The organism is Methylocaldum sp. RMAD-M (assembly GCF_017832375.1).
Classification (GTDB): Bacteria; Pseudomonadota; Gammaproteobacteria; order Methylococcales; family Methylococcaceae; genus Methylocaldum.
In genome coordinates this window covers 242,556-254,954 of record NZ_JAFIBZ010000002.1, presented here as the reverse complement: position 1 = coordinate 254,954, position 12,399 = coordinate 242,556, and the positions used below count along the sequence as shown (strand labels likewise).

Annotated in this window: 7 protein-coding genes; 5 read left to right on the top strand and 2 right to left on the bottom strand. The window is 57.5% G+C overall.

Annotated elements, in window-relative coordinates; genetic code table 11:
- Positions 1–21 precede the first annotated feature (21 nt).
- Both JOD69_RS03260 and JOD69_RS03255 read right to left on the bottom strand, forming a co-directional pair.
- On the bottom strand, positions 22–1,842 hold the full coding sequence (locus JOD69_RS03260) for an EAL domain-containing protein (RefSeq protein ID WP_086135278.1): 1,821 nt from the start codon (positions 1,840–1,842) through the stop codon (positions 22–24).
- Between the two features lie 127 nt (positions 1,843–1,969).
- A complete protein-coding gene (locus JOD69_RS03255; RefSeq protein ID WP_168183893.1) occupies positions 1,970–3,586 on the bottom strand; it encodes a methyl-accepting chemotaxis protein in 1,617 nt (538 codons plus the stop codon).
- 300 nt (positions 3,587–3,886) lie between these two features.
- Between JOD69_RS03255 and JOD69_RS03250 the strand changes: the two genes are divergently transcribed.
- The 5 genes from JOD69_RS03250 (at position 3,887) to JOD69_RS03230 (ending at position 12,395) form a co-directional block, all read left to right on the top strand.
- Positions 3,887–5,968, top strand: a complete 2,082-nt coding sequence (locus JOD69_RS03250; RefSeq protein WP_086135280.1) for a carbon starvation CstA family protein — start codon at positions 3,887–3,889, stop codon at positions 5,966–5,968.
- A 372-nt stretch (positions 5,969–6,340) separates the two neighbouring features.
- Entirely contained in the window at positions 6,341–8,128 is a 1,788-nt protein-coding gene (locus JOD69_RS03245; protein WP_240507110.1) for an assimilatory sulfite reductase (NADPH) flavoprotein subunit, read from the top strand.
- A gap of 10 nt (positions 8,129–8,138) precedes the next feature.
- Positions 8,139–9,836 carry an assimilatory sulfite reductase (NADPH) hemoprotein subunit gene (gene cysI, locus JOD69_RS03240; protein ID WP_245245446.1) on the top strand — a complete coding sequence of 566 codons (1,698 nt, stop codon included), beginning with the start codon at positions 8,139–8,141 and terminating at the stop codon, positions 9,834–9,836.
- Between the two features lie 619 nt (positions 9,837–10,455).
- Positions 10,456–11,970, top strand: a complete 1,515-nt coding sequence (locus tag JOD69_RS03235; protein ID WP_077731171.1) for a PAS domain S-box protein — start codon at positions 10,456–10,458, stop codon at positions 11,968–11,970.
- Positions 11,967–12,395: a response regulator gene (locus tag JOD69_RS03230; RefSeq protein ID WP_077731172.1), complete on the top strand. Its 429-nt coding sequence runs from the start codon at positions 11,967–11,969 to the stop codon at positions 12,393–12,395. Before JOD69_RS03235 ends, JOD69_RS03230 begins: the two co-directional genes overlap by 4 nt.
- Positions 12,396–12,399: the final 4 nt, after the last annotated feature.

The window sequence follows — 12,399 nt, the reverse complement described above, 5'->3', positions numbered from 1 at the left end:
TCTGGGTGAGCAGCATCTGGGCTAGACGATGCCGGATTCGAAGTTCATTCGGCAATCGGGGCGGCTTAGGAACCATGCGGCGAAATGATCGGGCGGCACGGGTTTGGAAATGTGGTAACCCTGCACCTCGGCACAATCGTTCGCCGCAACCAAGGCCAACTCTGAGTTGGTTTCGATGCCTTCGGCGATGATTTCCAGCCCCAGATTTTTTCCGAGCGCCACGATGGCGCGCACGATGGCAAGGTTCGCCGGAACCTTGTCGATATTGCGGATGAACGACTGGTCGATCTTGAGTCGATCCAGAGGAAACTCCCGCAAGTAACTAAGACTTGAATACCCCGTACCGAAATCGTCGATGGCAAGCCTCACTCCCAACCGCCTGAGTTGGGCCAGAGAATCGATCGTAGTTGGCGCATCGCCCATGACCACGCCTTCGGTAAGTTCAAGTTCGAGGTATTCGGGCTTGATGCCGCTCTCCTCGATGATGCCTTTCACCAGGCCATGAAAATCCCTCTGGCGGAACTGCACGGCCGAAATGTTAACCGCTATGCGGATTGGGGGCAGTCCCTCGCCTTGCCAGGCCATATGCTGTCGGCACGCTTCACGCAGCACCCATTCGCCGATGGGGACAATGAGTCCGGTTTCCTCGGCAATCGGGATGAATTTGGCTGGGGAGACCAGCCCTAACCGCGGGTGATGCCAGCGTAGGAGGACTTCCACCCCCAAGACTTCGCCCGTGACTGCATTGCATTGAGGCTGGTAATGGAGTCTGAATTCCTTGTCGTCGAGTGCCGTACGTAGCCCTTTTTCGATGGTCAACCGTTCCAGCACCCCGTTCTCCATGTGCTCGTCATAAACAAGGCACTGTCCTCCGTAGTTTTCCTTCGCCTTATACATGGCGGCATCCGACTTGCGCATCAATCCGTCGGTAGTTAGATCATGGTCGGGGAAAAGCGAGACGCCGATGCTAGAAGTGATATGCAAGTCATTGGTCAATACGGAAAAAGGCCTGGCCAAGGCAGCCGTTATCGATTCGGCCACCAAGACGGCATCGGAGGCGTTGTGAAGGTTCTCGAGGATGACGGTGAATTCGTCGCCGCTCAGCCGGGCCACTGTGTCGCTTTTTCTGACGCAGGCAACGAGCCGTTCGGCCACGCCCTTTAACAGCAAGTCTCCGCTGGCGTGTCCGAAGGTGTCATTGATGAATTTGAACCGGTCCAGATCGATGAATAGCAGCGCAACCTTGCTGCCGTGTCTTTGCGCATTGAGACATGCCCGTTGCAGTCGATCTTCGAAGAGCAAGCGATTCGGAAGTCCGGTGAGTTGATCGAAGTGGGCGAGATAATAGAGGTGAGCCTGTTTTCTTCGAGTAATCTCGTCGAGCAGGTCGTGTCCGGTGCCCATGCCGGCATAGATGCCGTTTTTGGTAACGATATAGCCGTTAACCATGTGCCGCATTCCAGCGTCGACGATGATGCTGGCCAGATCGTCGATGCCAGTATGCGCTTCGACGACGATGGGGCTGGGGTCCATGAACTCGTCGATCGTTTTCTTGTAGTTCAGGTCGCGTGCAAAGGGCTGAATAAAGATTTCGACCAGGGAATGGCGATCGACGATGCCGATCGGCACGAGGTTTTCGTCCGTTATGGCAGCCGAATAAAGCTCCTGATCCTTGATGAACAAGCTCAAAACATCAAGGCAGCCGGTATTCCGCGAAAGAGGAGGTACGTATTTCAAGAGGCGCGCCACCGTCCCTTGGTGAATGACCTCAGAGACGTCCATGTCCGGAAATTTCTGCTCCAAATATTTGTGTACTGCCGGAAAGGGATGCATTGGACGCATGGGATTATCTCGCTGAAGATGGATGCAAGATGGCTTCGGATCTCAGTTGCCCCGAGAAGCTGCCAAAGGCTTACAACTTTGGAGCGTTCTGGGTGGCGACTCCGAAGCTGAGCATCCGTCGGAAGTTTTAGACCTTGAACAACGCCGTCACGCGGTTCATCGAATCGGCGGTCAGCGACAAATCGCGGGCGGCCTGGGCGGACCGGGTCGCGCCCTCCGCGGTCGAATTGCAGATGCGTCCGATGGCAACGATGTTGCGATTGATGTCGCCCACGACCGCCGTTTGCTGCTCGGCGGCGCTTGCGACTTGCGTGTTCATGTCGGTGAGCTGGCCGATCATCTGGGTGATGCGCGCAAGGGCTTCGCCCGCTTTGCCGGCCTCGGTTATGGTCGCTTTCATTTGATTGCGGCCGTCTTCCATAGCTTGGACCGCGGATTTCGCTTCCGCTTGAAGCTGTTCGATAGTGGCTTGAATCTCGGCGGTCGATTGCTGGGTCTTGCTCGCCAGACTGCGGACTTCTTCGGCGACGACCGCGAAGCCGCGTCCCGATTCGCCGGCCCGCGCGGCCTCGATGGCGGCGTTCAAGGCCAGCAAGTTGGTTTGATCGGCGATATTGCGTATCACATCCAAGACAGCGCCGATGCGTTCGGTCTGCTTTTCCAGAATGCCGACGACCTCGGTGGCTTTGCCCATATCGATCGCCAAGACGTCGATAGCTTCCGTTGCCTTGTCTACGATCCGTTTGGCGTTCTGCGTTTCCCGATTAGTCGCCTGAACCGCTTCGGCTGTGGCATGTGCCGTACGGGCAACGTCTTGAATCGCGACCGTCATCTGCTCCACGGCCGCAACCAGTTGGTGTATTCCGTTTTGCTGCTGCTGGACGCCCTGACTTGCGGAATCGCTGACGTTCAGCAAGTGTTTTGATTCCTGGTTGATCCTTTCGCTGCAGGCCAGCAGCTGATGCAAGGTGTCCTGGAGCTTGGCCGCGAAGCGGTTGAAGCTGCCGGCAATCGACGCGACTTCGTTGCGGCCTTGATCGTTCAGGCGAATCGTCAAGTCGCTGGTACCTTGGCTGATGGTCGAGAAATGGTCGGCGACCTTCCGTAGGGGAAGATAAACACCTTGGTACAGGTAAACACAGGAAAGCATTGATAAGGTCAAGGTCACGAGTCCGAAGGAGAGTAGCATCGCCAGCGCTTTTTCCTTGGAACGGTCGGCTTCGGCACTGGCCTCGTCGGCGGTATTTTCGATCATGCTGGACAAGGACGAGAGCTTGGTCTCGATGTCCCGGAACGTGCCCAGGAAATCGGGAGGAAGATCACGGGACGTTTCTCCGTCCGACAAGGCCCTCGAAACCAGTACATTGGCGTCGAACTCGTAGATCTCGATCAGCGGCTTGACCACGTCCAGTTCGTGCAATGCCGCTTCGGGAAGATTGTAGGTGCTGAGCGATGAGATGGATTGCCGCAGTCGTTCGCTGGTGTCCCGCAACACGCCTCGAATTTCCTCACGTTCTTCCGAAGCAGCGTCCGGGTGCAGCAACAACGCGCGGCTGACTGCGCCGAACAAGCCGTGATGCAACCGATCCGCTTCGGCGCTGCTTTTCAGCGCTTGAACTTTCAAGTGCAGCTTGGTGACGCTTTCGGACTGCGCAAACAGCCCCCAGCAGGCGAGCCCGGTAATCAGACCGACACAGGAAAAGCCAATTACGGCAGAGAGAAAAATTTTTTGTTTGAAAGTCATGAGTGAGACGTCTGCTTGAAACAGTGTTGCTAGTGCCAAGAATTTTGTGACGAAGATGTCACAGAAATATGACAGTTTTGAGGACAAGGCCGAGCACAGCGTTCTGATCATGTTGATTGCAAATTTTGTCAGGTGCCGATGGGTTGTATGACCGCTAGTAAATGAGCGCCGGATTCGAAGATAGTGGAAAGCTTTCAGGAACAGGCATATCCCAAATTCACGCTTTGGCTGGATTTGGCTTTATCCTATGGCGCATTTTGACGACGTTTGCCTCGGCTATTTCGGAAAAGAGCGCAAGAAATGAGAGAACAGGGTTCGAGTATTCAAAAATTGGCGATTTGGTTCTTGGTGGCTCTGATCGGAGCGGCGGCGTTCGGCGGGATCGCCTTGAATCGGGGGGAGAGCGTCAACAGCCTTTGGTTCGTGACCGCGGCGGTTTGCGTCTACGCTCTGGGCTACCGTTTCTACAGCGCCTTCGTTGCGGCCAAGGTTCTGGGTCTGGACGGCACGCGGGCGACGCCGGCTGAGCGTTTCAACGACGGGCGCGATTTCGTGCCGACCAATCGCTGGGTAGTATTCGGCCATCATTTTGCCGCCATCGCCGGCCCAGGACCTTTGATCGGTCCGACCCTCGCGGCGCAGTTCGGCTATCTGCCCGGCACCTTGTGGATACTGATCGGAGCCGTCATCGGCGGCTGCGTGCAGGACTTCGTGATCCTGTTCTGTTCGATCCGGCGCGACGGGCGCTCCTTAGGCCAGATGGCGCGCGACGAGCTCGGTCCCATCGGCGGTAACGCGGCGTTGCTGGGCGTCATGTGCATCATGATCATCCTTATCGCGGTGCTGGGCCTCGTGGTGGTGAACGCCATGAAACACAGCCCCTGGGCTACATCCACGGTGGCGGCAACCATTCCCATCGCCATGGTGGTCGGTATCTACATGCGGCATCTCAGGCCGGGACGAGTGATCGAAGCGACGGTGCTTGGCGTTAGCCTGCTGCTGCTGGCGGTTTGGGGCGGCGGCGCCATCGACGAGGTGGCGGGCCTCCGTGGCTGGTTCGACTACGAGGGACCGCAGTTGGCGCTCATGGTTATCGCTTACGGCTTTGCAGCGGCCGTGCTGCCGGTATGGCTGCTTCTGGCTCCGCGCGATTACCTGTCCACATTCATGAAACTGGGAACGATAGCAGCCTTGGCGGTGGCCATCGTCATCCTTCACCCTGAAGTGAAGATGCCGGCCCTGACCCGGTTCGTCGACGGCAGCGGACCCATTTTCGGCGGCAAGCTGTTTCCGTTCGTCTTTATCACCATCGCCTGCGGCGCCATCTCCGGCTTCCATTCCCTGATTTCGTCGGGGACTACGCCCAAGCTTTTGGCCAATGAAGCCGACGCCCGATTCATCGGCTACGGCGCGATGATGATGGAGTCGTTCGTAGCCATCATGGCCATGGTGGCGGCGACCGTCCTTGATCCGGGTGTTTATTTCGCCATCAACAGCCCCGCGGGCGTGGTGGGCAAAGATGCGGCGGAAGCGGTAGCGAAGATTTCCGCCTGGGGATTTCCGGTAACCGTCGGGCAGATGTATGCGCTGGCTCAGCAAATGGGCGAATCTACCCTGTTCGCCCGCACCGGCGGAGCGCCATCGCTGGCGGTGGGCATGGCATCTCTTTTTGCCAGCGCTTTCGGGCAGGGCTTGCTCTCGCTCTGGTATCACTTCGCCATCATGTTCGAAGCGCTGTTCATTTTGACCACCCTGGATGCCGGTACCCGCGTTGCCCGCTTCATGCTACAGGACGTGTTGGGTAACTGGATGCCCGCGCTTGGGCGGACCTCCTGGTATCCCGGCGTGATTCTGACGTCCGGATTAGTGGTGGCCGGCTGGGGGTATCTCCTCTACATCGGCACCATAGATCCCTTGGGCGGTATCAACAGCCTGTGGCCTTTGTTCGGTATCGCCAACCAGATGCTGGCGGGAATTGCTCTCTGCGTGGCCACCACCATCCTGGTCAAAACGGGGAAGCTTCGTTTCGCTTGGGTAACCGGCGTGCCGCTCGCGTGGCTTCTGATCATCACCACTTCGGCGGCATGGGAAAAGCTGTTCAGCCCGGAGCTTCGCATCGGGTTTCTGGCGCATGCACGGGATTTAAGCGACAAGCTGGCGGCGGGGCTGCTGCCCGAGGATCAAGCCGCCAAGGCGTCACAGCTCATCTTCAACGATTATCTCGACGCCGGGTTGACTGCGCTGTTCCTGGCCGTTTCCTGGATCCTGGCCGGTGACACCTTGCGGGTGTGCGGGCTGATTCTGGCCCGGAAACCCCATCCGCCGCTCAGCGAATCGCCTCACATACCGAGCCGGCTGATCGAGGATTGGGTGAGGGATTGATACTCGGTCTGCCGGGAAGGATTAGAGCGCACCCCCGGGTTCTGCGGCATCTTTTTATTCCGAAATGGTTTAATGAAATGAATTAATATTCTTTATCGTTATTCATGCATTTTTGATATATTTTTTCCCAATGTATTCAAGCCATGCCGACAGGGTGGCCGAAAGCCAGTGCGTCCGTGCGGGTCACTGGCTTTCGTTTGTCTTGTAGGGCGTTGGATCCTCAGGTTTCCTGTGGCATGGCGTTTAGTGGCGATTCGAATCCGACCGCGATGCGGCAAGGCCGCCGGCTTTAGGTCCATGATCGTGGCGTAGCAGGCCATGTGGACCGGTCTAATCGCCAGTTCGGCAGCAACTTCTTCAAGAGACTATTCAGTGAGCACACTCAGCGGCCCCTTGAACCCACAACAATGGGATATCTTGAGACGCTTGGCAGAAGGGCTTTCCCACGAGCAGAGAGTTTGGGCCAGCGGTTATCTGGCGGGATTCGGCGATGCCGAGCAGAAACGCATTCCATCACCTCCGCTTCGATCTTCGGAGGCGTCCGCGGGGGTAACCGTGCTTTTCGGCTCGCAAACCGGAAACGCCGAAAAGATCGCCAAAGCGCTGCATGCTCGATTGCAGCAAAGCGGCATCGCGGCGCGGCTGGAGGACATGGGCAGCTACCAGAGCGCCCAACTCAGACGCGACCGTTGCCTCCTCGTGATCGCGAGCACCCACGGCGAGGGCGAGCCGCCGGACAATGCCCGCCCGTTTTATGAGTTCCTGCACGGGAAGAAAGCGCCCAAGCTGGAGGGTTTGCGGTTTTCCGTCCTGGCCCTTGGCGATACCAGCTACGAATATTTCTGCAAAACCGGGCGCGATTTCGACAGCCGGTTGGAAGACTTGGGCGCGACCCGCCTTCATCCCCGTGCGGATTGCGACGTCGATTACGAGGAAACGGCGGAAGGCTGGATGGAGGGCGTACTGGCGGCCTTGGCCCGATCTCGGGAGCCGCGGGTGGAGGTATCGACCCCGGCCGCGTCGGATCAGGTATCCGCGTACTCTAAGAAACAGCCGTTCCCGGCTACCCTGCTGGAAAACGTCCGATTGACGGGACGAGGCTCCACCAAGGACGTGCGGCATATCGAACTTTCCATCGAGGGCTCCGGATTGCGCTACGAGCCGGGCGATGCTCTGGGCGTGGTTCCCTCGAACCGGCCGGAGCGGGCGGCCGATCTTATGGAGAGCATCGGGCTCGATCCAAGCGCAGCCGTTCCCGGCTCCGACGGCGTCGAAACCACGCTGGAAGACGCGCTTCTGCATCATTTTGAAATTACCACGCTTACCCGTCCGTTTTTGGAGAAGTATGCAGAGCTGTCCGGTTCCGCCGAATTGGCCGAATTGCTCAAGGACGAAAACCGGTCGCGTTTTCGGGATTTTCTCGGCGGTCGGGAAATCATCGATGTGGTGCGGCGCTATCCGGTGCCCGGCATCAGCGCCGATCGGTTCGTCACCATGCTGCGCAAACTTCCGCCCCGGCTTTATTCCATCGCATCGAGCCTTAATGCCAATCCCGACGAAGTGCATCTCACCGTCGGTGTCGTGCGCTACGAAAGTCACGGGATGGAGCGTCATGGCGTCGCGTCGACATTTCTCGCCGATCGGGTGGCCGAGGAGAGGCAGGTGCCGGTATACGTCGATAGCAACACCAATTTCCGGCTGCCCGAGGACCCTGGCGCTCCGATCATCATGGTCGGACCGGGAACGGGCGTGGCGCCTTTTCGCGCCTTTCTGGCGGAGCGCGAGATCGCGGGGGCCAGGGGCAAGAGCTGGCTGTTTTTCGGCGACCGAAATTTCCACACCGATTTTCTGTATCAGCGGGAGTGGTTAGCTCATCGGAGGAACGGTCTCTTGAGCCGGATCGATGTGGCGTTTTCGCGTGATGACGACAATAAGGTCTATGTGCAGCACAGGATGCTCGAACAAAGCCGTCAGCTGTATGCGTGGCTGGAAGAGGGGGCGTATTTCTATGTCTGCGGCGACGCTAAGCGTATGGCCCCCGACGTTCACGAGGCTTTGATCGCCGTCGTGGCAAAAGAAGGGGGCATCGACCGTGAACGGGCCGAGCAATATGTCCGGAACTTGCAGTCCTCGAAGCGCTACCAGCGTGACGTGTATTGAGGAGGTGATGATGGAAGAACGCATGCAAGCCAGCGAAGACGAAGACCTCAAGGCGCGCAGCCTCTATTTGCGGGGAACAATCGAGGAAAGCCTGGCCGATCGGGCGACCGGCGCCGTATCCCCGGAAGACGCCAAGCTGCTCAAGTTCCACGGCACCTATCAGCAGGACGACCGGGATCTCCGCAACGAGCGCCAGCGGCAGAAGCTGGAGCCGGCCTACGGCTTCATGGTCCGGGTGCGGATGCCGGGCGGCGTCTGCACGCCTCGGCAATGGCTGCAACTGGACGAACTGGCGCGCCGTTACGGCTACGGTTCGCTGCGCATCACGACCCGCCAGACCTTCCAGTTTCATGGCGTCTTGAAACGGCACCTCAAGGCGACTATCGCCGGCATCAATCACGCCTTGCTGGATACCATCGCCGCCTGCGGGGATGTTAACCGCAACGTGGTTTGCCACAACAACCCCTATCTTTCCCCGCTGCACGAAGAACTTTACGACTGGAGCAAACGCCTTGGCGCGCACCTGCTCCCGAAGATGCGGGCCTACCACGAAATCTGGCTGGATGGGGAGCGCATCGCCGGGACGCCGGCCGAGGAAGAACCCTTGTACGGCAAGCATTATCTGCCGCGGAAGTTCAAGATCGGCATTGCGTTGCCTCCCCACAACGATATCGACGTCTTTGCCCAGGACTTGGGATTCATTGCCATCGCCGAACGCGGAGAGTTGCTCGGTTTCAATGTCGCTGTGGGCGGCGGCATGGGCATGAGCCATAACGAGCCTTTGACTTACCCGCGTCTCGCCGAAGGCATCGGTTTTTGCCGGCCCGATCGTCTCATCGAAGTCGCCGAAAACGTACTCAAGGTGCAACGCGACTTCGGCGACCGGAGTAACCGCAAACATGCCCGGCTGAAGTACACCCTGGACGACCGAGGCACGGAATGGTTCAAGGCCGAATTGGAAACTCGGCTCGGCTGGCGGCTCGAACCGGCGCGGCCGTTTCGTTTCGAAAGCACCGGCGACCGCTTCGGCTGGGTGCGGGACGACCGGGGGCAGTGGCACCTGACGCTCGGCATCCTCAGCGGGCGTCTGAGAGATACGCCCGAGGCCGCCTGGCTGACGGGTCTGCGCGAAATCGCCGAGTTCCATGAGGGCGACTTCCGCTTGACCGCCAACCAGAATCTGATTATCGCCAAGATCGGCGAATCCGCTAGACCTAAGATCGAAGCCTTGCTCGACCGGTATCGAATTCCGGACGCCGAGCGCTGGAGCGGCTTGCGGCGGCAAGCCTTGTCGTGCGTGGCCTTGCCCACCTGTGGATTGGCCATGGCCGAGAGCGAACGCTGGTTGCCGGCGCTTCTCGCGCGGCTCGAGCCGCTGCTGAAAAAGGCCGGATTGGAAAGAGACGCCATTACTCTCCGGGTCACCGGCTGTCCCAACGGCTGCGCGCGTCCGTATCTCGGCGAAATCGGACTGGTCGGCAAGAGTTTGGGAAAGTACAACCTTTATCTGGGGGCGGGCTCCGACGGCAGCCGCTTGAACTCCCTGTACCGGGAAGGGCTTTCGGAAGACGAAATTGTGGATGCACTGGGTCCTATCATCGCGCACTATGCGCGCGAGCGCCGGACGGGAGAGTCTTTCGGCGATTTCGTTATCCGGGCGGGCTATGTACTCGAAGTCAAGGCAGGACGCGAATTTCAGCGGACCTAGACGGCTGAATTCCGCTGCTGCCATCATTGCAATCTTCAACCGGCGTGCACAATCGCGCCCACAATCCTGCAACTATGACCACGCCGGGGCAACAGCCCCGCTAAACCATTTTCATTCCGCGTTAACAACATTCGGTGTTATTCCATTCGGCATTCGAATGCACGTTAATCGTAGGGTGGGTTAGCGCAGCGTAACCCACCGGTCCGAGGTCGCTCGGTGGGTTACGGCGCACGCGAAGCGCAGTGATTGGCGGTCGATCAGTGCTGATGTGCGCCTAACCCACCCTACAAAAATTAATTCCTGATTGAAAGCGATTTGGAATTAAATGCACGTACAGGGACGACTCGATTGCCTTTACACCCGAATTGAAAGAGCGCTGGCTCGAGATTTTCCATGCGTTCCCGGAACGCGAATGAAAATAAATTGTCAGCGCATAATGATCAGAAACGCATGCAAATTTGTTTTCTATCATTCGTAACATCTGGTTGACCTTTGGGCAAAAATTTGATTCCCTAACAGGTCACTTGTTATTGATGGTCGATGCGCTTTCGACCGGGCTTGGGGCAACATAAGTCCCGCAATCTGTGACGCTTTAAATTCTCACTTCTCGTTTCTCCTCATGGATGAAGCAGGCAACAGACCAGAATCCTTCTTCCGTATGATTACGGAGAGTGCGCCATATGCGCTGGTGCTGGTCGACCATGACGGCAGGATCGTTTTAGTCAATGCGTATTTGGAGCAGTTGTTCGGTTATTCAAGAGACGAATTGCTTGGATGCTCGATCGACGTTTTCATTCCCGAGCGGTTTAGAATCGGGCACGAGGCATATCGCCAAAGCTTTAACAAGGATCCCGAGCGAAAACCCATGGGCATGGGGCGGGACCTTTACGGTTTGTGCAAGAACGGCGAGGAAATTCCCGTCGAAATCGCTCTGAATCCGATACATGTCGATAAGAAAAACTATGTGTTGGCAGCCATAGCCGACATCACTCAGCGCAAGCAGGCCGAAGAGATTGTGCGGCAAAGCGAAGCGCGTTTGAATTTGGCTTTGAGCGCTGCAAGGGCGGGAACCTGGGACTGGGACATACTTCAGGACAAAGTGATGTGGTCGGATGGCTCTTATCATCTGCTTGGGCTCAAGCCGGGAGAGTGCGAGGCGTCCGCCAAGAATTGGCTCGAAAGAGTGCATCCCGATGATCGAGCCGTCGTAAAAGAGGCTGTGGATTCGGTGATCAAACGGTTTATGACGCAAAGGAAGCAGGATGCGTTCAATCTGGAATATCGCGTCTTGCACACCGACGGCAGCATTCGGTGGGTCAACGATCGAGGCCAAGTCTTGTACGGTCGGTACGGTCGTCCCGTCCGCATGATCGGTATCATGCTCGATGTGACCGAACGCAAGACGGCGGAGGAGCAACTTGCCGCGCAAGCGCAGGAGCTGGCGCGCTCCAATGCCGAATTGCAGGAATTCGCTTATGTGGCTTCCCATGATCTACAGGAGCCGTTACGGGCAGTGGCGGGTTGCGTGGAAATCATTCGGCGGCGATACCAGGGAAAGCTGGACGTGCGGGCGGATGAGGTGATTTCGCATGCGGTGGACGGCGCCGCACGCATGCAAAACCTCATCAATGATCTATTGGCATATTCGCGTATCGGCTCACGGGATCAACCTTTTGAACCGACGGACTGTCAAGCGATCTTAAACACAGTCTTGGCCAATCTCGAAGTCCCCATTAGCGAAAGCGGAGCCAAGATAACCCATGACCACCTGCCCACGATTTCCGCGGATTCCGGCCAACTCATCCAACTGTTTCAGAATTTGATCAGCAACGCCGTCAAATTCCGCGGTGACCGAACACCACAGATTCATATCGGCGTAAAAAAACAAAACAACGAGTGGGTATTTGCGGTCGCCGACAATGGCATCGGTATAGAATCCCCTTATTTCGAACGGATATTCAGGATTTTTCAGCGATTGCACGCGCGGAACGACTATCCCGGCACCGGGATCGGACTCGCGATTTGTAAGAGAGTCGTGGAGCGACATGGCGGGCGGATTTGGGTGGAATCCGAGCCCGGCCGCGGTACGACCTTCTTTTTTACTTTTCCTACCAAGCTCAGAGCGATCCGATGAGACCCGTCAATATCCTGCTGGTTGAAGATAGCCCCACCGATGTGCTTCTCACCCAAGAAGCGCTCGAATCCGCAAAGCTGCTCACCGAGCTGTTTATCGTGGAGGACGGCGTGGAAGCCACCTCGTTTCTCCGGCGGGAGGGTAAATACGCTGATGCGCCACGTCCGGACCTAATTCTTCTCGATCTTAATCTGCCGAAGAAGGACGGCCGCGAGGTTCTCGCCGAAATCAAGAGCGATGCGAATCTAAAAATGATTCCGGTAGTGGTGATGACGGTATCCAAGGCGGAGGAGGACATTCTTCGGGCGTACGGATTGCATGCCAACTGCTACATCACCAAGCCGGTCCATTTCGACAGTTTTGTTAAAGTGGTTCAGGCCATCGAGAGTTTCTGGTTTACGGTGGTGAGCCTTCCTACCCGGTAGTTTA